A 20,769-nucleotide genomic window follows, 5' to 3' on the forward strand; every position below is an offset into this window, starting at 1 on the left:
ATTCCCGCACGGGTCACCAAAGGCTGGTGTTTATTACGTTGAGGATCCACCTGTTCCCATTCCGAACACAGAAGTTAAGCTCAACAGTGCCGACAATACTTGGTGGGTGACTGCCTGGGAAGATAGGTCTATGCCAGCTTTATATTCCTCAATAGCTCAGTCGGTAGAGCATGCGGCTGTTAACCGCAGGGTCGTTGGTTCGAGTCCAACTTGGGGAGCCAAATGTACCGCCGTCACTTCGGTGGCGGCACAACTTTTATGGGCCATTAGCTCAGTTGGTCAGAGCCACCGGCTCATAACCGGTTGGTCCGGGGTTCGAGTCCCTGATGGCCCACCATCAAGTTGAGTCATCAATCGGGTTCTTCCCCTTGATTGTTTATAAATAGGGGTATAGCTCAGCTGGTAGAGCAGTGGTCTCCAAAACCACGTGCCGAGGGTTCGAATCCTTCTGCCCCTGCCACTTTCTCTAACAGGTTGGGCGACCTGTAAACGCTGATATAGCTCAGCAGGCAGAGCACATCCTTGGTAAGGATGAGGTCATCGGTTCGAATCCGATTATCAGCTCCATAAGAAACCTTGTAAAGTCACTCTGGTGATTTACAAGGTTTCTTTTTCTAATGTAAAATATTAAAAGAGATTGGATTATCGGTATGGTTTGCGTTGTATGTAGTGCTGTGCGATTTGGACTCAGACAGAGGAGTTGTTTTGCAAAGGAAATCATGGCGATAGTGAAAAAGCATGCATTTTGACGCATGCTTTTTCACTCTAATCCTCTTTTGATCCTTTTGTGTAATTCCGAAATTCATCTTTTAATTCTTTTGGATAGTCTCCGTGTAAAATCTGATCCCGACCAATTTCAATGTAAAGCCAATCCTTGAATTTTTGGGGAGAGGGACGCAAACGAAATAAGCCAGGATCCATCTCATAATGAGAATCAATTCCTGTTTTTTCTGTAAATTCCCGCTCAATACGCAATATCTCTTGACGGCGATACTGATTGATCAAAAAGATGCTTCCAATCACCAGAAAAAATAGGATGAAAAGTGCACCGAGCGCCATACAAGCTTTTTTCATCACTGCGCCCCCAATTCTTGATGTTAGAATGGCCAATAAAATTCAACGGTTACGCTTTTAGAACTCCATGTAATCCCTTGTCTATCATCAAACTTTACACTACCGGTTTGATAAGTTTTTAAAGTAATGCCTTGGTCTAAATATGCATATCGGGGCTGGCTTGTCGAAGTCCATGTTGTAGAATTATTGCCAGAAATCGTTTTTATAGAAGTAACAGACTTCCATCTTCTGTCACTATCTAAGATAGCTTTTAAAGTCTGCTTAATGAGCACTGATCTCAACGAATCTGTTATTTCTTTTTCCCAAAGCTGAGATTTCTCATATGCCATATCGAGCTCTGGATTGGCACGATATGACAATTCCCCTATTGTGTAGGTTTTAATATTCTCCAGTTCCGTTTTAATTCGATACTGATCTTCTGCAAATTCCTCTAGAAACTCGATCGTTTCATCATACTGACGGGCATCCACAGAATGCCCATATATATCTATGACTATATCTGTTTCATACATTGCGTTAATACGGTCAACCGCAATCTTCGCTTGCGTATTGTAATCTACTGGGGAAGCAAACGAGGACACCCCTAAATTCATAATCATAACAACTGCTAAAATTCTACTAAATATTTTTTTCATTGTCAATACTCCTTAAACATTACTTCTTGATACGATTGGTGGACCTTAACTCCCATTTTACAACAAAACGATCACCTCCATTTTTAATTTATAATTAACTATATCATAATATATATAATTTCAATATATTAAAAAATATAAATTTTATATTTCATTTTCTACATTTATTTTCTTACTTGTCAATTTTGTTTGACTGCGGTATACTAAAACTATGACACTCACGCAAAGGAGAATTCCTCTTGGAGAGCTTTATCACTGAAATTTTGCCGCCGTTCCAAGCGCCCTCACGGGACGCCCGCCTCGTACTTTTCACTGACGAGGCCATTCGGCGGGATCGCGCTGAGGTTGCCCGTCAGCTTCACCAATATACCCAATATACCGCAAAATACGGAGTCTACCTCATCAGCGGCCTGCTCGAGCTGGACGGAAATCTCTGTCTCTGTATGTTCGGCCCAAAAGGGGAACCGGTGCTGCGCCAACCTGCGCTGCACCTCTCCTTGCCGCTGCGCACCGCTGGACTGGCAGCGGCGAGTGAGATCGAACTGGCCCGTACCGAACTCGGCAGCTTCTATCTCTGTGTGGATACCGACATCCTCCACCCGCAGACAGTACGGACGGCAGCGCTCAAGGGCGCGGATGTGGTTTTTTCAGTGCAGCATATTGACCCGGTGACAGAAACCTCTGGGCGGATTATGGAATCCGTCTGGAATGCGGCGCAGACCAATAATCTATATGTTGTCAACCTGTCGGGAGGGGCGCGCACTGTTTGCTGCCCCGCGCCGGTCACCCGGGCGGGAGACGGATATCTTGTCCGGCACACCGGGAATTCCCCTTGCCGGTTTGGATTAAATCTAGAACGTCTCGATCAGGTGCGCGAAGGGTTTCCGGTCATGGAGCGGATGAATGCCAGCCTGATCCAGAACTACGCAGAAGAACTTGGATTGGGGAGGTGAGCAGAGATGTCAGGCATCTATCTTGAGCTGCTTTCGTTTTTGATGACCTACCGCGTCACTCCAAAGAAAATCCTGCGGGTGGTTGAGGAGGCGGGGGAATATCCCAAAAACAATCTGGAATATATCGCGCCTGAAACGGTGCGGGTGGCAGCGGTCCAGCTCAATATTCATCCCTATACCGGTGTACGGGAATATGTGGGCGAGATGCTGGGACATGCGCGTGCTGCCGCGGAAGCGGGCGCACAGATGGTCGTTTACCCGGAATATGTTGGCCTGCTCGCGGGCACGATGATCCCGGGGTTTGACCGTCTGCTCAACAAGGTGGTCGCCGAGCGGTTCTCCAAGGACGGCCGGATCGTTTTGCATCCTGACCAGGTTGCTGCCTATGCGGAGGCGTTTGGGGAGTATCTCCAGGAGGCATATTTTTATACCTTCAGTGCGATTGCACGCTCCCAGCATCTCTATGTAGTGGCGGGGAGCTGCCCCTACTACGAGGAGGGGCAGATCTATAACCGTTCGATGGTATTTGACCCGCTGGGCAATACGGCCGGGACACAGGACAAGACTTCAGCGCTTGGGCTGGATGAAGCTCTTGGAGTGACAGTTTCCGATCAGATGGAGATCGTCGAGACCCCTATGGGAAAGGTCGCGGTGGTGCTGGGATCGGATGCTTACTACTTCGAATGTTTCCGGATCGCGCGGCAGAAGGGGGCAAGGATTGTCGCGGTGCCGGATGCAGGTGGAGGCCCTGTGATGCACGATCTGCTTCGCTGTCGTGCCCAGCAGGAGGGGCTTTATCTGCTCCATGCCTGCCTGACCGGAGAACAGCAGAAGTCGCGTGCAGCGATCCTCGCGCCGTTCGACATCACCCCCGACCGGAATGGAATCCTTTCGATGCTCGAAACCCATGAGCCAAACATGACTGCGTCGCGGATCAATCTGCAAAAGCTGGAAAACCTTTTCCACGAGAGCGAGCCGAACCGCGCCTTCCTCACAGGGGATTACCTGCGCAGCTACCGCTATAGCGGAATGGTACTCACCCCGCCTGAACTGCCGGGATAACCTGCAACGTTCCTTCTATAAGGAACTGGCCGAAAATCCGCAGGACAGCCGCGCCTGGTTTGGGCGGAATTTTGCATAGAATATAGTTGCATGGATTCAGTGAAGATGATATAGTAATAGAAGCATTTTGAGTACGCGGAGGAATCAGTTTGTCAAACTATCAAAAAGAGATTGAACGCCGCCGGACGTTCGCAATCATCTCGCATCCGGATGCGGGAAAAACCACCCTGACTGAAAAATTCCTGCTTTATGGGGGAGCGATCCAGCTTGCAGGTTCGGTCAAGGGGAAAAAAACGGCGCGTCACGCGGTTTCCGACTGGATGGAGATTGAAAAGCAGCGCGGGATTTCGGTCACCTCGTCGGTTATGCAGTTCAATTACAACGGCTTCTGTATCAACATCCTCGATACCCCTGGGCATCAGGATTTTTCGGAGGACACCTACCGCACCCTGATGGCGGCGGATTCGGCTGTTATGGTGATCGACGCGGCAAAAGGGGTAGAGCCGCAAACCCGCAAGCTTTTCAAGGTCTGCGTCATGCGAAATATCCCAATTTTTACCTTCATCAATAAGATGGACCGCGAGTCCCGCAACCCGTTTGACCTGATGGAGCAGATCGAGCAGGAGCTGGGCATCCAGACCTATCCGGTCAACTGGCCGATCGGATGCGGCAAGGAATTCAAAGGGGTGTTCGACCGCGGCAAACGGGAGATCATCAAGTTTACTTCGGATGGGTTGGCCAACGGAGTCCGGCAGGTGGAGAAGGAGAAGCTCGAGCTGGACGATCCCCGTCTCGCCGAACTGATCGGGCCAGCCCTGCATGAGACACTGGTTGATGACATTGAGCTGCTCGACGGCGCAAGCTACGAATTTGACATGGAAAAGGTGCAGAGCGGCAGGCTCTCACCGGTCTTTTTCGGGTCTGCGCTCACCAACTTCGGCGTGGAACCGTTTCTGGAGGAGTTCCTCTGGATGACCCCGCCGCCGCTTGCGCGGGAGTCCAGTGAAGGGCGGATAGACCCGTTCAGCCCGGATTTTTCGGCGTTTGTCTTTAAAATTCAGGCGAATATGAACAAGGCCCACCGCGACAGGATCGCGTTTATGCGCATCTGCTCGGGCGCGTTCGACAAAGGCATGGAGGTCCTGCATGTGCAGGGGGGCAAAAAGATCAAGCTGGCCCAGCCCCAGCAGCTGATGGCGCAGGAGCGCGAGATCATCGAAAAGGCGTATGCAGGGGACATTATCGGCGTGTTCGACCCGGGCATCTTTTCGATTGGGGACACCCTCTGCGCGCCGGGCAGAAAGTTCACATTCGGCGGCATCCCTACCTTTGCCCCCGAGCATTTCTGCCGGGTGCGCCAGCTCGACAGCCTCAAACGCAAACAGTTTGTCAAAGGCACCACCCAGATCGCGCAGGAAGGCGCCATCCAGATCTTCCACGAACCGCTTACCGGTATGGAAGAGGTCATTGTCGGGGTGGTGGGGACCCTACAGTTTGAGGTTTTTGAATACCGTCTGAAAAATGAGTACAATGTTGATATCCGGATGGAGGGGCTGCCTTACCAGTATATCCGCTGGATTGAAAATGAGGAGGTCGACCCCAAAAAGCTCGACTTAAGTTCAGATACCAAGGTGGTGCAGGACTTCCGCGACCGGTATCTGCTGCTCTTCACCGATGAGTGGAATATCCGCTGGGCGACCGACCGCAACCCTGGGCTGATCCTGTCTGAATTTGGCAGGGTGTGAGCGCTGCATGGATTCCAAAAAAAGAAGCGTGCTTTTGGTTCAAAGCACGCTTTTTTTATTTTCCCCAATCGGCGCTGGGAAGGAACCCTGCGGCAAATCCAGTATTATAAATCAATATCAACCTGATAACAGTCATCAATCAAGAGATAGTTGCAGCCGTATTTTTGGCACAGTTCGGAATAATGTGCGTTTTCCGCGAGGACAGATGTGATGGTACACCCTGTATCATCCAGGCGCTGCTCGATTTCGTTCGCGTGTTCTTTTATGTCAGAAAAATGCTGCTCAATATAGTTTCGGCTCATCAAAAGACAGTAGTAGTGAATGTCATTGAGATATTCCTCGGCAAACTCTTCTTTCCAGGTAAAAGGAATGTAGCAGCCCTCAACGATGAGATTTTGCTTATTTTCAATAGCGGTCTTTATAATTTCCCGAACAATAGGCCACAAATAGGCCTGCAATTTGTCGTCATCCTCAGGGGTTAGTCCGGTATTCCCGCTTCGGATCAGCCCCATTTTTAAATGGTCGATGGATAGATACGGATACTTGTATTTTTCAAGCAGCTTTTGTGACAATACGGTTTTGCCTGTATGAGAAGCACCGGTAATTAAAAGAACCATGGTTTTCCCTCGTCGATTTTAGGTCACTTTATCGTTTTGATTCCACCATTCTGGATATCATCTTTATGATTTCCCGTTCCTGGCCTTCTCCAGAATATCAGCGAGAGGCAGGTTGTGCGGCCGGTTAAAGCGGTTCAGATGGTAAAGCTGTTCCGGGTCACCCGTCAGATAGTTGAGCTTTTCCTGACAGGTGAGGGCGGCCGAGAAGCCCATCTGTTTGAGGACCGGGAGTGCTTCCGGGCTGATCTGCCCGAACGGGTAGGTAAAGGTGGTGGGCGTCCAGCCGCGCAGGTTCTCCTGACAGGCTTTCTGCATCTGGGAGAGGTCCTCCGAGAGCAGCTTCTGGTAGAGGACTGGGCTTTCCCCACGCTTCATCTTTGCTCCATGACGTCCGTTCTCGTTGAGATGGAGATTATAAGAGTGGTTCTGTACCTCCACCAGCCCGCTCTCCTGAAGCAGCGCAAGCTGGTTCCATGTGCAGTGGGAATACCGGATGTGGTGGTCGTCTACCCGGGTATACTGGTCGGCATAGGTGCCGACCACCGAAAAGACCGCCTTGAAGCCGAACTCTTTCAGAATCGGATAAGCGTATTCATGGAAACTCTCATATCCGTCGTCAAAGGTAATCATGACCGGTTTGTCGGGCAGCGGCACCCCCTCCTGCACGAACAGGAGCAGGTCCTGCATCAATACCGGGGTATAGCCATTGTCCTGAAGGTACTGCATGTCGCGCCGGAATTCATCGGGCGATATGGTGTATTTGTTCAGCCGGGACTGATCCTTCAGGATGTGATGGTACATCACAATCGGCAGTTCAATCCCCTCCGGCTGGGCCGAGGCATTGGTGGCGACCGCTACACGCGCGACGATCCCGGCGACCGAGACGATCAGCGCCAGCGCAACCGGCAGGATCAGTTTATCTATCAGCTTCATCTGCATCACTTCCTGAAACGCATTGTTGGTTTCAGTCTATGTTGCGGACAAACCGTCTTATACCGCTTTTGCCGGGCCTGCACAGGTTTTGCAGGCAGGCGTGCGGCACCCCGGCCCCAAAAGCGGGATGCCTGCTTCCATCATCGTTTTACAGCAGCCCGATACCCGCCGGGGGCGGAATGGCTGTGTTCCCGGTCTGTTTGTCGGAGACGGAACCCCTCAACCAGCTCTTTCAGCATCTGCGCCTGATCCGAAAGGCCCTCGCTTGCCGCTGCGGATTGCTCGGCGGTCGACGAGTTGGTCTGTACGACACCGGAAATCTGGTCGATTTCGAGGGTGATCTGGGAGATGGCTTCCGCCTGGGAACTGCTTGCTTCCGAGATCAGGTCGACGGTTTCAGCAACTTTTTTTGCACCTTTCACTGCCTGCTGGAGTGACTGCGCAGTTTCATCCGAAATCTGCGAACCATTTTGTACGGCATGGATCGCGCTTTCGATCAGCTGTGCCGTATTTTTAGAGGCTTCGGCCGATTTGCCCGCCAGATTGCGCACCTCGTCCGCCACGACGGCGAATCCCTTGCCTGCCGAACCGGCCCGCGCCGCTTCCACGGCGGCGTTCAGCGCCAGAATATCGGTCTGGAACGCGATGTCCTCGATCACCTTGAGAATCTTGCCGATCTCGTTTGAACTGCGGGTAATCTCATCCATCGCCTGCGTCACGCGCTGCATCCTGCCGTTACATTCTTCCATGTAATCGCCAACCTGGTTGGCGATTGAGCGCGCCCGCTGCGCGTGTTCGGCGGTCTGGGAGATCTGCGCAGAGATGCCAGCCGCTGTGGCGGAAAGCGTTTCGACCGAGCTTGCCTGCTGGCTTGCCCCAAGTGCCAGCGCGTGTGCGCCCTCCGCGACCTGGCCCGAACCGGTTGCCACCTGATCCGCGCTCCGGCTGATCCGGGACATGGTCTGGTTCAACTGCCCGGCGATTGAGCGGATGGAGGCCAGCAGCGGCTGGAACCCACCGGTATATTCCTGTTCACAGGAGGAATCGACGGTAAAATCTCCTGCCGCCATGCCGGCGAGAAACGCGTTTTCATCCTCAATGATCGCCCGCAGCTTACGCACCAGTTCCCGTACCTGGTCCGAAAGCACCCCAAGTTCGTCCCTTGATTGGTAGCGGATTTCAATATCGAGGTTTCCCTTGGCCATCTCGATTGCGGCCCTTTCGATCTCCGCAACCGGCGCCTGCACCCCTCTGGTGACTGCCATTGCCAGAAGGATGCCGATCACTGCGAGCGCCACGATCAACACTGCCATAATGCAGATCATATACTGATAAACCCGCTCCGAGGACAGCTTCGCCTGCTCCGCATTCATGGTGATGGCGTCGGTCATCTCCTGAAAGGTCGCGCTCAGGATGTCGTAAGCGGGCTTGCCTTCCTCATCCAGCACGCTGCGCGCCTCATAAAACCGGCCCTGCTGCCCGAGGCGGAGCAGATGGCTGTGAATCTCCAGATAGTTTCCCCATTCTTTTTTTGCCTGCTCCAGACTGGTTCGGTCGGTTCCCTCCATCAGTGTTTTTTCATAGTCCAGCAGCAGTGCATCCATCTCCGATTGAAGCTGCGCCATGTTGGCACTGCTCGCCTCCCGCTTTTCGTCCGAGGTTGCGGTGACATACCGCAGCTCGTTCAGACAGAAATCAGCGATGATGGTATTCATCATGCGGGATTCGTTGACCCCGTTCAGCCAGACATCGGAGATTTCCGCAGTCTCGTCGTTCATCCGCCCAATCATCAGCAGGGAAAGCACCCCGACAGCCAGCATCCCTACCAGCATCAACCCCGCAAGAAGATAAAGTTTTGCCCTGATCTTCAGATTCCGAATCAACCAACGCATGGTATCGCCCCCTCTGTACAATGTTCCATGTACCTCTTGCCATTGCTCTCAGTATAGCGCAATACGCATCGAAAATCCACAGTTTTCTAACGCCTGTTTGTGAAAAATCCAAAAAAACCGCTCCGGATGCAGCTTTTGCACCCGGAACGGTTTCGGTCAGGCTTGGCTGTAGTCGTAGAAAAAGAGGTTCAGGTCAACGCTGTTTGGGATGCCTGCCACCCGTCCTTTTGGACTGTACTGCCATATTTTGAAATCATACGGGAAAAACGGAACCTGATAATACTGTGCCATCCAGAGCGGGTACCCCTCCAACTGGGCCATGTCCAGATTTTCGATCAGAAATTTGCTGTAGGAATAATACATGGAGTCATAGCCGGCGGACCGGATGGTGTCACAAAACGCTTTAACGATATTGGTGGCGGTCTGGACCCCCATCCGGTAGGTGCGGTAGGCGGTCGTCTGGGCGCCCTCGATATCGAATACAATCGGCAGGCTGAGCTGATAGTCCCCCAGATTGTCCAGTACGAATTCCGCCTCCTCGATGGCCTCAGCCCGGCTGACCGCCTGCGAATAGAAGTAGACCCCGACCTGCACCCCCGCATTGGCCGCGCCGCGCATATTCTGGTGGAATTTGCTGTCAACATGGAGTTTCCCTTCGGTATACCCCCGGTAGCCCAGCCGGATAAAAGCATAGTTTACACCGTCGTTTTTGACGGCATTCCAGTTGATATCCCCCTGGAATGCGGATACGTCGATCATTTTGATCCCAGTGAATAGCCCGTCGTCATACCGCTTGTCCCGGCTGCTGTCCTTCAGATAGTCCCAGTCATAGCTGTTTTTGCGCAGCGAAGGGTCAACCGGTATGTACTCGTATCCGTTCCCTTTTTTAAAGACGAACATGTTGTCCACAAAACGCTGGACATACTGCGCAGGCAGCTGGTATTCAACCGCCAGGCTTGTCAGCTCCCGCTGGGTCAATCCGTCCAGATCTGCAATCTCCCGGAGAAAATCCTCGTCAATGTCATAGTCTTCCGCCAGATTCCACAGGCTGGTCACCGGGATCAGGCTGGCGGCTTCCTGCGCGATCCCCTGCTGCACAGGCTCCAGCCCCTCCGGATAGGCGGCGCCGGTCTGCAAAATCCCCGCGCATACCGCTGCTGCGCACAGCAGTGCCCGCATCCGCTTCGTGCCTCTGTTCCAATTCATGTTTGCAATTTCCCCTTTTTTCGACAGAATTCCTCTCCATTATAATGTATCCGGCGCAAAGCTGCAAGCTTTATCCTGTGGAAAATGCAGGGCTTCTGACTGCCGGTTGCTGGCAGAGGGGCCTTGCTCGGGACAGAGACGGGAAATGGCTTCACAAAAAGTTTAGGAGACAAATAAAAAACCTGCAAATCAGCTTCTAAACTGATCAACAGGTCTTTCAGGATGGTCGAGGTGACAAGACTTGAACTTGCGGCCTCTGCGTCCCGAACGCAGCGCTCTACCAAACTGAGCCACACCTCGAAGAGAAGTGACTGAAACATGGTGGCTGCCCGACTAGGATTTGAACCCAGACAAACAGAGTCAGAGTCTGTCGTGCTACCATTACACAATCGGGCAATATGTTTCAGTCACAAGTCATATTATACTTCAACTTTTCAAAAAGTCAATACCTTTTCTGACAATTTCGAGAAAAAGATGAAAATTTTTTGGGCTGTGCTGGAATGCCTTTTCCTTTTGGACGGATGAGTGCTGCAAAAGATACCGATACTATTTTCGAGCCCCAAAGGATAAAATAGAAAAAAACAAAAAAAGACTTGATTATATACTTTTTTGGTGTATAATAAAGGCAGTAAAACATTACAGGTACAGGAGGAATTTCCAGATGTCAGTTCAACATTTTACGAAAGATACCTTTCAGGCCAGCGTGCTTGAGAGCACAGGTGTCGTGCTTGTAGATTTCTGGGCGCAGTGGTGCGGCCCCTGCCAGATGCTTGGCCCGGTGATCGAGCAGCTCGGCAGCGAGATGGATGGCAAAGCGGTGGTTGGAAAGGTCGACATCGACGAGCAGCCCGAACTGCGCGACCAGTACGGGATCATGTCGATCCCGACCCTGATCGTTTTTAAAGACGGGAAAGAAGTCAGCCGCGTATTGGGTGTACAGCCCAAGCAGGCGCTGGTCCAGATGATCGAAAACGCATAGGAGCCTGTTTCGTTTGCCGGGATCGGGAAGGACAATCCCGGCCCGGTTTTCCCCGGACAAAAAACTCCCCCTGCTGCGCCTGAACCGGCAGCAGGGGGAGTTTCGTTTTTCAGCCCAACAGCAGTTTGTCATCCGCTTCGTCCGAACCGGTTGCCTGCCCGAACTTTGCAAGCAGGTCTTCCACTGTGAGTTTCTTTTTCGCTTCACCGGAAATATCCAGAGCGATTTTTCCTTCATGCATCATGATGAGACGGTTGCCATGAACGATGGCGTCCCGCATGTTGTGCGTAATCATCAGCGTTGTCAGATGGTCCTTTTGGACAATCCGTTCGGTCGTATCCAGGACCTTTGCCGCTGTTTTGGGGTCCAGCGCAGCGGTATGCTCATCCAGCAGCAGCAAACGCGGCTTTTGCAGGGTCGCCATCAAAAGGGTCAGCGCCTGTCGCTGACCGCCGGAGAGCAGCCCCACCTTGGAAGTCAGCCGCTCCTCCAGCCCCAAATCCAGGATTTTCAGCAGTTCGTAATATTCCTCCCGTTCCTTTTTGGTGATGCCGGTGCGCAGGGTACGGGACTTTCCGCGGCGTGCAGACAGCGCCAGATTTTCTTCGATCTGCATGGTGGCAGCGGTCCCCATCATCGGGTCCTGAAAGACACGTCCGATATAGCGGGCACGTTTATGCTCAGGCAGGCTGGTGACATCGGTATCCCCAATCGAGATACTGCCCGAATCGACCATCCATACGCCGGCAACCGCGTTCAGCAGGGTGGACTTGCCTGCGCCGTTCCCGCCGATCACAGTGGCAAAGTCGCCGTCCTTCAGGCACAGGGAAACGTCATTCAGAGCAGTTTTTTCGTTGACGGTGCCGGCGTTGAAGGTCTTGAAGATATTTTTGATGTCAAGCATGGACTTTGCCTCCTTTCTTTACGGGTTTGGAAAAGGAGCGGGCTTTCCAATAGGGGATTGCCAGGAAAATGGCTACGATAACAGCTGAAATCAGCTTTAAATAGTTGGTGTCAATTCCGCTCAGGCTTACCACCGCCTGTATGACGACATAATAGATCATTGAGCCGATCGAGACCGCCAGCAGCCGCAGGGCAAAGTTGTGGAACAGTTTCGAGAACAGTACCTGCCCGATAATGACCGCAGCCAGCCCGATCACGATTGCGCCCTTGCCCATGCTGGCATCAGCGAAGCTCTGGTATTGGGACAGCAGCGCCCCGGAAAATGCAACCAGCCCGTTGGAAAGCATCAATCCCAGGACCTTGTTGCGTTCGGTATGGATGCCCTGTGCGCGGGCCATGTTCTGGTTTGCACCAGTCGCACGCAGGGAGGCGCCCAGTTCGGTGCCAAAGAACCAATACAGGACCGCGATCGTTGCGATAGTAAACAGGCCCACCACAAAGATCGGGTGGCGGGTGAAAGGTCGTGTGCCTTTGGCCACATCCTGCACAAAACGCAGGGAGACCAGCAGTTTATCCAGATTTTCGGGATTGGTGACATTGATCGCAACATTGGCTTTCATCCCCATGATGGCCAGATTGATCGACCACAGGCCGAGCTGTGTCAGGATCCCTGCCAGAATCGCGGGAATTCCACAGACCGTGTGCAGGAGACCGGTTGCTATGCCGGTTGCCATTCCCGCCAGCAGCGCGGCAAAAAGCGCCAGCCAGACATTTACACCAGAGCCGAACAATACCACGAAGACAGCGCCCCCGGTACAGAACGACCCATCCACCGTCAGGTCCGCAATATCCAGAATCTGATAGGTGATATATACGCCAATCGCCATGATTCCCCAGATCAATCCCTGGGATATGGCCCCTGGCAGCGTACCAATAAAAGAGATCATCGGAATCTCCTCCTCCATATGATTGATGCCGCTTTCAGGCAAACCCGCGTTATACACAATAGCGGAAAAGGGGAACCCCTTTTCCGCCATGGGTCAGCAGCTTTCGCCGGTTGACATTATGCAGCAGCTTCGATTGCAACGTAGCCTTCCGGCGGTGTAAGGCCCAGAGCCTCGCACATCGGAGGGTTATATTTCTTCACAAATTCCGGCGCATACGCGATCGGCATGGTAGAGATGTCAGCCTCGCCCGTCAGGATTTTTGCGGCCATTTCACCGGTCTTGTAGCCGATATCATAGTAGCTGATGGAAAGGGTTGCAACACCGCACCCGGCGGCAAGCCCTTCCTCGCCGGCAAACACCGGTATCGAGCCATGGCAGATGTTATCGATAATCGGGGTGTTGGAGGCAGCGGTATTGTCGGTAGGTACATAGAGCAGATCGCTGTTGTCGGCTGCGGTCTGGACAACAGCCGCAATATCGTTCGAGTCGGAGAAGGGGTATTGGGTGCAGGTGTAGCCCAGGCTTTCCAGCTCTGCCTGGACGGTGTCTACCTGATACTGGCTGTTTGCCTCGTTGGAACAGTAGACCAGGCCGACGTTCTTTGCATCCGGACACCACTCTTTGATCATGGCCGCCTGTTGATCCAGCGGGGCCAGATCAGAGGTGCCGGAGATGTTGCCGCCCACTGTGCCGGAAAAATCTGTAATCCCAAACGCGACGCCGTACTCGGTGACCGAGGTGCCCAGAATCGGGATATCTGCGGTCGCGGTTGCAGCTGCCTGCAACGCCGAGGTTGCGTTCGCCATGATAAGGTCCACATTTTTGGACACAAAGGAATTGGCGATCGTCGCGCAGGTAGCGGGGTCATTGGCCGCATTCTGGTAATCAAAGGTCACCTGGCCGGGGAGCCATTTGTTAAGCGCATCCTGAAAGCCTTCAGTGGCTGCATCCAGTGCGGGATGTGTAACCAGCTGTGAGATACCGACTACATAGGCGTCTTTTTTTTCGGTCGGATCAGCAGGCGCTGCCTGGCTGGAAGCCTGAGACGGGTTGTTCTCCGTACCGGCAGAGGAAGCCGCCGGCTGGCTGCTGGTGCCGCCGCAGGCGCCCAGAGATACCGCCAGAGCCAGCGCAAGCACCAGCATGAAGGGTTTAGAAGTCTTTCTCATTCAAAATTCCTCCAGTTTTTACAATTCAACGCTTTACCGCTTTTTGTTATAAAAGCAACAGCGCAAAAAAAGAATGTGATTTCTCACGCGAATAAGTATAGCGCGTTCTGCCGCTGCTGTCAAGAAAAACATTCCGGCCCACGCAGGCTGCCGCCCCAAGAATCTGTTGCGTATTTTATTGATGCAAGGGGGCTTTTTCACTTAGTCTATTTCCAATTACCATAATTTTTAGGCAAAATAAATTCGCTCAATCTCATTGTTTTGAGTGATGGCAATTTCCCGGATGATCCCGCGCCACATGGAGCGCTGTTCTTCCCGACCGGCTGTTGTGTAAACGGCCTGAAAATCTTGCACCTGAAACTTTTCCAGAGCTAAGGTATTCAGTTTCGGGTAGTCAACCACCACGATCTGATTCAGTCGTTCCATGTATTGGGCGTAATCTTTCCGGTACTCATCCAAAGAGATGAGATCGTTCAGGTACAATTCCTTCAGCTTTTCCAGCTTCGCAGAGATTTTTGCACGCTCTGCTTTCGCGGGGTTCGACGCCGTGGTTTTGGCACGGTATTCTATCAGATACTGGTCTATGTACGGACCGATATTTTCAAGCAGCATCTTTTCCAACTTTTTCTCATTCAGATGTTTCGAGTGGGTGCACACATTGTATCCATGACGGGCGTGGCTCTCACACCTATAATACACACGGCCATCTGATTTGCCTGAATTGGGGGCGTAAAACGCTGACATGAGGCGTCCGCAGTTTGCACACCTGAGCATTCCGCTGAAAAGATAGATCCGTCCGGTGGGGGCGCTTTTAGTTGTCACCTTGCGTTCGAAGACTTCCTGCACCTGTGCAAAGGTATCCTTATCAATAATCCCTTCGCAGTAATTTTCCACCCCATAATAAGTGCCTATGTAGACTGGATTTTTCAGCAGGTTCTTTATCGTTTTAGGCGCGGGGTTCCAGTCCCAGTGCTCCCAAACATAGCGGGCTGTCGTATAGGCGGACCCATAGAGGAGGAACTTCGAAAAAATATCCTGCACCATTTCGACATCTTTGGGCTCACCGGGTACGATGTGCTTGTTCTCCACCTTGTACCCACGTGGGACAATTCCGGCAATGGCTTCCCCTCTTTGGATTTTGTTGGCAAAAACAAATTTTACTCTTTCGCTGGTGCGGTCGGCTTCGTCCTGCGCTACGGACAGCATGATATTGATATGCAGCCTGCCCGATGCGGTGGACGTGTCATAGTTTTCATAGACCGTTTTCCAGTCTACATGGTGAGCTTCAAGGATTTCCTGTACCTTGTAATAATCCCGGATGGAGCGGAACCAGCGGTCCAGTTTAATAATTAGGATGACATCAAGTCTATCCGCCTTGACATCATCCAGCAGGCGCATGAATTCTTTTCGCTTGGTGAAGGATTTCCGGGCGGACAGCCCTTCGTCCATGTAGTAGTCTACGATGCAGTAGCTGTGTTCCTGAGCGTACTTTGTCAGCGCTTCGCGCTGGGCCGTCAGAGAGTATCCATGCAAAGCCTGTTCTTCGGTGGAAACCCGGATGTATAAACCTGCCCGCAACATAAAAAATCCCCTTTCTTTTTGCATAAGAGTATGCTAAAATAAAGGGGCAGTAAGCTCGAGAAAATTTTACTGCCCCTATGAAGCCGCTTTCGGTGCTGGTAACACCGGGAGCGGTTTTCTATTTAAAACAAGTCGTCAAAGACATCATCCAGACGGATGATGAGATCGTCATAAAGGTGGCACTTGAAATCGGTCACTACCGCTACTCTCTCATCGTTCGTCATGTGTGCAAGCATATAGCTTGGATAAAGAGAGTAGGAATTATCCAACTCGAAATATCCGTCTTTCAGCAAATAAATATCAATAGATCTGGCCTCCGGGCTAACGATCCAGTATTCTCCGACACCGCATTGCTCATAGGTACGTTTTTTGCGGCCCTTGTCATTCAGGCCTGTACTGGGGGAAAGAATTTCTACTACCAAGTCTGGCGCACCATGGACCCCGTCTGGTTTGATCTTATCCCGATCGCAAACCACCATAAAATCAGGGACATAATGATCCGTCTCCGTGAGAAAAACCTTTTCCCCGTCGCCAAAGGGGACGCATTTTTTTCCTTTTAAATAGCTCCAAAAAATTCCATAAATATTTCCTGAAATACGATTGTGGTTGGTTGCAGCGGGGGACATCATTACGATCTTCCCGCCGATTAGTTCTTCCCGCCAATCCCCTTTGTATGCGAGGTTCCCGTTCATAGCATCTGCTCCTTTCGCACGCCCGCTCGGTAGCGGGCTTTTTTATTTATCGGAAATCATCCAACCAGATTATATTATCAAACTGCAAATTTTCGATCATCCGAGCTAGAAACTTCTTTAGCAAAGGGCTCTAATGGTTTCAAATCCAAAACCTGCCGGACAGTATTTTTCTCCTTAATAGTGGCTCTTTCATAGGCTTGAGCCACCTCCGTTGCCTCATGTGAAAGAAAAGATGGCTTTTTATTCTCTATATAATCCTTATAAAACACTTCAACTTCTACATCTAAGGCGTCGCAAATCCGTAGCAAAACGTCGAAGTCTATTTTCATATTATCCCGTTTGATAATACTATACAGGGTTTGAGGGCTTATCTTAATTTTTTTAGCTAGTTCATTTACATTAGTACCCTTTTCAGTAATTAATTGTTGCAGCGTGGTCCCGATCAAATTTTATCCCCTTCTTTCAATAACAATTTAACACACGAAAAAATGAAAGTCAATAATAATTTATGATTTTTCATAAATTATTATTGACTTTATATTCGTTTGAATATATAATAAAATAAAAATTATGCATTTGCATATAAAAGAGGTGATAAAATGTATGCAAATTTAAAAGGGGAGATTGCCAAAAAAGGAATCCAACGGTCTGAAATGGCAAAAGCATTGGGAATCCATGAAAACTCTATCAGCAACAAAATTAATGGAAAAAGCAGATTTACTATTGAGGAAGCTTTTCAAATTAAGGATACCTTTTTTGCAGATAGCCCAATAGGGCTACGAGAATTATTTCAATGTAATGACTGTAAGTCGAACTAGTTCACCAACAAGAAGCCGCCCGTAGCGGGCGGCGGAGAAAGAGAGGTGAAGTTCTTGTTTTGGAAATGGTTGAAAGAAAACCACCCCATAGTGCATGAGGTGGTTTGGTGGATTGTAGACTTGGTTTGCGTTATTTCAATCATTATCTCAGTTGTAGTAATAAGGATGCGATAGAAACAATTAGGGCAATCAAAGCGATTGCAAGCGTAGTCCATGCGCGAAACTCGGTCCAAACATGCTGCTTTTTTGACCGAGTTTGGTAAACGCGAAGTCGTTTTCCAAGCTCGGAAATTTCGCAAATACCACTTGATGGAAGGTCAAAGAAATCTGATTTTCCGCCTAAAAGACCTTTAACTAAACCGCGATTTCGAAGGACTTCAAATTCATCCTTGGTTAGACAGACTGAATCTGATCGTTTGAAACGACCAAAGAGGATTTGTTCTTCATTAGTTAGGATAATAAGTGAGTAATCACGAGTAGTATCCATATTGTATTCACGCCCCTTTTCCACCGAAGCATAACATACAGCTATAAAAAAATCGCCAGAATCATGAAGCGTTTTTAAGAGCGACATCCAGATTTCCCATTGTGGGTATCTATTGTCGCGTTAGCAGCCTCAATAATAGTTCCAATCCTGCGTGAATTTCTGGAAAAAATAATTTAAGGAACGAAATGATAAAGGAGCATAAGAGCATGTGTAGAAAAAAGAAAACAACTGTTTGGGCCTATCTGGATGGAAAGAAACTGGTAGACGTGGTTCAGGCGGCCTTGGATAACAACATGATGGTCGAAGATATGAAAGCTCTGCTGATCCGCGAGAATCCCGGTCATGAAATCACTTTCAAAGTACAGTGAGGAGGGCAAAGCAGAGTGGTCACCTCAACCAAAGAGCTTGATGCCATGGAAGGAATGGAAAAGAAGCAGCGGAGCAGAGAAACGCTTCTTCTAGTGCAGATTTTAAGAGAGCTGCGCCAGTTATCCACTTTGGAGGAGTCCCAAGGTGCAAAACTCAGTGAGGTACCGTCACCTGTCAATCCAGTCTTGAACGGAAAACTGGATTGCATGGAAAAAGCAGCCATGATGATGCACGAGCTTGGAAAGCTGCTGTGGGTCAGCGATAAGAAATTTCGGGTCACAGTCGTATGCGATCCAGAAGAAGGAAGGTTTGAAGCAATACGAGAAGACATCTAGGCTTAGAAAGGAGACCCTATGAAAGAATTTGTACCGCCTGCAAATTGGCAGGGCGTCCCCAGAATTGAAAACTACGTGAAATGGTGCGCGATGATTGCATCCAAAAGGCTGGGGGTACCGGTCGAGGCGACGGTGGCCGGACTGAAAGAAGAGTGCAAGTCGGAGCAGAAGGTCGGATGATCGCTATATCTATCGCAGCGTACGACATGGACGGGATCGAATTCAACCAGGAAACCGGGGCTTGCAGTCGGTCTGGCGCGGCAGATGTCAGCATGAGAGGAGGCGGAACTTTGCAATACAACACGTTAAAAGCCTACAGAAGACTATGCGATCTGTACGGCTGGCCGCAGTCGTTCGAAGGGCTACGCATGTTCGCGTGGCAGGTCAAGATGGGGTATCGCAGCATCTGGCTTGGAGAGGACAATGGACGGGATCGCGTTTAGTGGGTGGCAGCTCACTTTGTCCATCAGTAAGATCAGTTTGTGCGCAGTCTATGCGGCTATTGCTATTGCCGCAATCGCAGCTGCTGCAATCTGGCGCAGCGCAGAAAAGGAGTGATAAAACATGAAAGCGACAGGTATCGTCAGAGGGATTGACAACCTGGGCCGGGTAACAATCCCGAAGAGCATCCGGAACGCCAACGGATGGACGGAGGGAACACCAATGGAATTCTTCGTGGCAGACGGGCAGGTAATCCTACAGAAATATCAGCCCGCAACCGCTGACAGTATCGAGAGCGTAAAAAGGACGCTCAAGAATCTGATTCAGTTTGATGATCCGGAGGCGAACGAGCATCTGAACCGGGCGGTAAACGAAATCAATACCGCGCTCCAATATTTATGTCATGAATCAGGCGGCGGAACACGAGCAAAACATGTGCGCTGACTTCACCAGAACGTGTGAAGGATGCGAACACGCTGTGGAAGAATCGGGAGTAAAGGCGAAAGCGGCGTATAGATGTATGGCACATGGCCGGTGGCAGGGCTATACAATCGGACGCGAACATTTTTTGCCGTATATTCCGGCATGGTGCCCGAAAAGGCCGGAAAATAAAGGAGATCGCACATGAAGCGTTACAGACGATAAAGGAGGGCTATGAGACCATGGCAGTCTATAAACTGGGGCCGGTCCGCCTGACGCAGCGAGGCGGTCAGTATGTGGTGTGCATAGATGGAGAGCCGGAAGCGGGAGGTACCTACGAAAATCCGATAGAAGCATGGACAAGGTTCATAGATTCCGCAGACAGCCGGGTACGCCGCAGAATCGGTGATCTTCTGGAAAAGCAGGGTCGAAACCGGTATACAGGAGCTTTGGAGCAATCATGATAGAGCAATCCCCTATGGACATGTAAGGAGAGTTTAGAGCATGGAAACCATATTATGCGGCGATGCCTTGGAACAACTAAGAACACTGGAGCCGGATAGTGTCCATACCTGTGTAACTTCCCCTCCTTATTACAATTTGAGGGACTATGGAACGGCTGGACAGATCGGTGCCGAGGCCACACCGGAAGAATACATAGAAAATCTGGTGAAGGTATTCCGGGAAGTCCAGCGGGTTCTTCGTCCAAATGGAACTCTTTGGATCAATATCGGAGACAGCTACGCCACCAGATCAGGGGCGCAGCCGCCAACAAACACCAGAAATATTCATGGTCACACAGCAAAGCAACTGCCGGCCGGCTATAAGTATAAGGATTTGATGGGGATACCGTGGATGCTGGCGTTTGCCTTACGCACGGATGGATGGCATTTGAGGCAGGATATTATCTGGGCCAAGCCCAACTGTATGCCGGAGAGTGTCCGGGACCGTTGCACGAAAAGCCATGAGTATATTTTTCTCCTGTCAAAATCAGACCGATATTACTTCGATGCAGCTGCAATCAGCGAACCGATTGCAGAAATCAATGTAACGAGGTATCTGAAAAGTTTCGGAGGAAAGGGATATAGGAATGAAGTTCCGAATTTGCGCAGGAACAAGCGGGATGTGTGGACAATCGGTACAGGTGGTTTTAAAGGCGCTCACTTCGCGGTATTCCCTGAAAAACTGGTGGAACCGTGTATCCTGGCCGGATGTCCGGAAGGGGGACTTGTTTTAGACCCGTTTGCGGGAAGCGGGACTACTGGCGTAGTGGCCAAACATTTGGCGCGGAATTTTATTGGCATAGAACTGAACCCAGAGTATTGCAGGATGGCGGATGAGCGGATTCGTGCAGCAACTGTACAGCATGAACAACTGACAATAACAGGATAGGAAAACCGCCCTGTGCGCGCTTCCGAGAGCAAGCACAGGGCGGCTTTCTGAAATTGGCTTTTGTCGCAAAAACCAACCACTTGAACACTCACATTGTAACAAAGTGCGCGGCAAAAGTC

Annotated in this window: 24 protein-coding genes, 6 tRNA genes, 1 rRNA gene and 1 pseudogene; 17 read left to right on the forward strand and 15 right to left on the reverse strand. The window is 50.7% G+C overall.

The window, feature by feature from the left end; all coding sequences use genetic code 11:
* Nucleotides 1–22: 22 nt before the first annotated feature.
* The 5 genes from rrf (at nt 23) to D5269_RS08810 (ending at nt 567) form a co-directional block, all read left to right on the forward strand.
* Nucleotides 23–139 (forward strand): 5S ribosomal RNA (gene rrf / locus D5269_RS08790).
* A gap of 6 nt (nt 140–145) precedes the next feature.
* A tRNA-Asn gene (locus D5269_RS08795) sits at nt 146–221 on the forward strand.
* Between the two features lie 39 nt (nt 222–260).
* Nucleotides 261–337 (forward strand) — tRNA-Ile (locus D5269_RS08800).
* A 47-nt stretch (nt 338–384) separates the two neighbouring features.
* Nucleotides 385–460: transfer RNA gene (locus D5269_RS08805), tRNA-Trp, on the forward strand.
* 31 nt (nt 461–491) lie between these two features.
* Nucleotides 492–567 (forward strand) — tRNA-Thr (locus D5269_RS08810).
* A 198-nt stretch (nt 568–765) separates the two neighbouring features.
* Here the strand turns inward: D5269_RS08810 and D5269_RS08815 are convergent.
* Both D5269_RS08815 and D5269_RS08820 read right to left on the reverse strand, forming a co-directional pair.
* Nucleotides 766–1,074 carry a hypothetical protein gene (locus tag D5269_RS08815; protein WP_016315546.1) on the reverse strand — a complete coding sequence of 103 codons (309 nt, stop codon included), beginning with the start codon at nt 1,072–1,074 and terminating at the stop codon, nt 766–768.
* Between the two features lie 23 nt (nt 1,075–1,097).
* Nucleotides 1,098–1,709, reverse strand: coding sequence for a hypothetical protein (locus tag D5269_RS08820; RefSeq protein WP_016315547.1), 612 nt, complete (start codon nt 1,707–1,709; stop codon nt 1,098–1,100).
* A gap of 239 nt (nt 1,710–1,948) precedes the next feature.
* Between D5269_RS08820 and D5269_RS08825 the strand changes: the two genes are divergently transcribed.
* The 3 genes from D5269_RS08825 (at nt 1,949) to D5269_RS08835 (ending at nt 5,469) form a co-directional block, all read left to right on the forward strand.
* Nucleotides 1,949–2,662: a hypothetical protein gene (locus tag D5269_RS08825; protein WP_016315548.1), complete on the forward strand. Its 714-nt coding sequence runs from the start codon at nt 1,949–1,951 to the stop codon at nt 2,660–2,662.
* Nucleotides 2,663–2,668: 6 nt separating this feature from the next.
* Nucleotides 2,669–3,724, forward strand: a complete 1,056-nt coding sequence (locus D5269_RS08830; protein WP_016315549.1) for a nitrilase-related carbon-nitrogen hydrolase — start codon at nt 2,669–2,671, stop codon at nt 3,722–3,724.
* A 149-nt stretch (nt 3,725–3,873) separates the two neighbouring features.
* Nucleotides 3,874–5,469 (forward strand): peptide chain release factor 3, encoded by a 1,596-nt coding sequence (locus D5269_RS08835; protein ID WP_120486070.1) that lies wholly within the window; start codon nt 3,874–3,876, stop codon nt 5,467–5,469.
* Nucleotides 5,470–5,573: 104 nt separating this feature from the next.
* Here D5269_RS08835 and D5269_RS08840 read toward each other — a convergent pair whose 3' ends face one another.
* The 6 genes from D5269_RS08840 to D5269_RS08865 form a co-directional block, all read right to left on the reverse strand.
* Nucleotides 5,574–6,086, reverse strand: a complete 513-nt coding sequence (locus D5269_RS08840) for a hypothetical protein (protein WP_016315551.1) — start codon at nt 6,084–6,086, stop codon at nt 5,574–5,576.
* Nucleotides 6,087–6,149: 63 nt separating this feature from the next.
* Nucleotides 6,150–7,019 (reverse strand): polysaccharide deacetylase family protein, encoded by an 870-nt coding sequence (locus D5269_RS08845; RefSeq protein WP_243126863.1) that lies wholly within the window; start codon nt 7,017–7,019, stop codon nt 6,150–6,152.
* Nucleotides 7,020–7,159: 140 nt separating this feature from the next.
* On the reverse strand, nt 7,160–8,911 hold the full coding sequence (locus D5269_RS08850; RefSeq protein WP_120486068.1) for a methyl-accepting chemotaxis protein: 1,752 nt from the start codon (nt 8,909–8,911) through the stop codon (nt 7,160–7,162).
* 156 nt (nt 8,912–9,067) lie between these two features.
* Nucleotides 9,068–10,117, reverse strand: a complete 1,050-nt coding sequence (locus D5269_RS08855; RefSeq protein ID WP_022788357.1) for a glycoside hydrolase family 25 protein — start codon at nt 10,115–10,117, stop codon at nt 9,068–9,070.
* A 223-nt stretch (nt 10,118–10,340) separates the two neighbouring features.
* Nucleotides 10,341–10,417, reverse strand: a tRNA-Pro gene (locus D5269_RS08860).
* A 22-nt stretch (nt 10,418–10,439) separates the two neighbouring features.
* Nucleotides 10,440–10,513, reverse strand: a tRNA-Gln gene (locus D5269_RS08865).
* 265 nt (nt 10,514–10,778) lie between these two features.
* On the opposite strand from D5269_RS08865, the gene trxA reads away from it, so the two are divergent.
* Nucleotides 10,779–11,096, forward strand: coding sequence for a thioredoxin (trxA, locus tag D5269_RS08870; RefSeq protein WP_016315555.1), 318 nt, complete (start codon nt 10,779–10,781; stop codon nt 11,094–11,096).
* Nucleotides 11,097–11,205: 109 nt separating this feature from the next.
* Here trxA and D5269_RS08875 read toward each other — a convergent pair whose 3' ends face one another.
* The 6 genes from D5269_RS08875 to D5269_RS08900 all read right to left on the reverse strand — a co-directional run bounded on the left by D5269_RS08875 (nt 11,206) and on the right by D5269_RS08900 (nt 16,834).
* A complete protein-coding gene (locus tag D5269_RS08875; protein WP_120486067.1) occupies nt 11,206–12,000 on the reverse strand; it encodes an ABC transporter ATP-binding protein in 795 nt (264 codons plus the stop codon).
* The gene (locus D5269_RS08880) at nt 11,993–12,946 is read right to left on the reverse strand and encodes an ABC transporter permease (protein WP_120486071.1); all 954 of its coding nucleotides are present in this window, start codon (nt 12,944–12,946) and stop codon (nt 11,993–11,995) included. The genes D5269_RS08875 and D5269_RS08880 overlap by 8 nt, the downstream gene beginning before the upstream one ends.
* Before the next feature lie 116 nt (nt 12,947–13,062).
* A complete protein-coding gene (locus D5269_RS08885) occupies nt 13,063–14,115 on the reverse strand; it encodes an ABC transporter substrate-binding protein (protein WP_120486066.1) in 1,053 nt (350 codons plus the stop codon).
* 228 nt (nt 14,116–14,343) lie between these two features.
* On the reverse strand, nt 14,344–15,696 hold the full coding sequence (locus D5269_RS08890; protein ID WP_158604986.1) for a recombinase family protein: 1,353 nt from the start codon (nt 15,694–15,696) through the stop codon (nt 14,344–14,346).
* A 122-nt stretch (nt 15,697–15,818) separates the two neighbouring features.
* Complete coding sequence (locus tag D5269_RS08895) at nt 15,819–16,388, reverse strand: Uma2 family endonuclease (protein WP_120486064.1); 570 nt, start codon at nt 16,386–16,388, stop codon at nt 15,819–15,821.
* 77 nt (nt 16,389–16,465) lie between these two features.
* Nucleotides 16,466–16,834, reverse strand: a complete 369-nt coding sequence (locus tag D5269_RS08900; RefSeq protein WP_120486063.1) for a helix-turn-helix transcriptional regulator — start codon at nt 16,832–16,834, stop codon at nt 16,466–16,468.
* Between the two features lie 153 nt (nt 16,835–16,987).
* Here D5269_RS08900 and D5269_RS08905 point away from each other — a divergent pair, with 153 nt between their 5' ends.
* Entirely contained in the window at nt 16,988–17,206 is a 219-nt protein-coding gene (locus D5269_RS08905) for a helix-turn-helix domain-containing protein (RefSeq protein WP_120486062.1), read from the forward strand.
* Between the two features lie 142 nt (nt 17,207–17,348).
* Here the strand turns inward: D5269_RS08905 and D5269_RS08910 are convergent, their stop codons facing one another.
* Nucleotides 17,349–17,780, reverse strand: a complete 432-nt coding sequence (locus D5269_RS08910; protein WP_120486061.1) for a hypothetical protein — start codon at nt 17,778–17,780, stop codon at nt 17,349–17,351.
* 119 nt (nt 17,781–17,899) lie between these two features.
* Between D5269_RS08910 and D5269_RS08915 the strand changes: the two genes are divergently transcribed.
* From D5269_RS08915 to D5269_RS08945, 7 genes and pseudogenes are all read left to right on the forward strand, one after another.
* Nucleotides 17,900–18,061 carry a hypothetical protein gene (locus D5269_RS08915; protein WP_166545160.1) on the forward strand — a complete coding sequence of 54 codons (162 nt, stop codon included), beginning with the start codon at nt 17,900–17,902 and terminating at the stop codon, nt 18,059–18,061.
* Nucleotides 18,062–18,076: 15 nt separating this feature from the next.
* Complete coding sequence (locus D5269_RS08920; RefSeq protein ID WP_120486060.1) at nt 18,077–18,397, forward strand: hypothetical protein; 321 nt, start codon at nt 18,077–18,079, stop codon at nt 18,395–18,397.
* 18 nt (nt 18,398–18,415) lie between these two features.
* Nucleotides 18,416–18,577 carry a hypothetical protein gene (locus tag D5269_RS08925; RefSeq protein ID WP_158604985.1) on the forward strand — a complete coding sequence of 54 codons (162 nt, stop codon included), beginning with the start codon at nt 18,416–18,418 and terminating at the stop codon, nt 18,575–18,577.
* A complete protein-coding gene (locus D5269_RS08930; protein WP_120486059.1) occupies nt 18,574–18,840 on the forward strand; it encodes a hypothetical protein in 267 nt (88 codons plus the stop codon). The genes D5269_RS08925 and D5269_RS08930 overlap by 4 nt, the downstream gene beginning before the upstream one ends.
* Before the next feature lie 121 nt (nt 18,841–18,961).
* Nucleotides 18,962–19,111: pseudogene (locus D5269_RS18560) on the forward strand (AbrB/MazE/SpoVT family DNA-binding domain-containing protein); the annotation flags it as partial.
* Nucleotides 19,112–19,500: 389 nt separating this feature from the next.
* Complete coding sequence (locus D5269_RS08940) at nt 19,501–19,722, forward strand: hypothetical protein (protein WP_147407993.1); 222 nt, start codon at nt 19,501–19,503, stop codon at nt 19,720–19,722.
* Between the two features lie 40 nt (nt 19,723–19,762).
* Complete coding sequence (locus D5269_RS08945; protein ID WP_120486056.1) at nt 19,763–20,650, forward strand: site-specific DNA-methyltransferase; 888 nt, start codon at nt 19,763–19,765, stop codon at nt 20,648–20,650.
* The last annotated feature ends 119 nt before the right edge of the window (nt 20,651–20,769 follow it).

It is taken from the genome of Anaerotruncus sp. 1XD42-93 (genome assembly GCF_009917605.1).
Classification (GTDB): domain Bacteria; phylum Bacillota; class Clostridia; order Oscillospirales; family Ruminococcaceae; genus Anaerotruncus.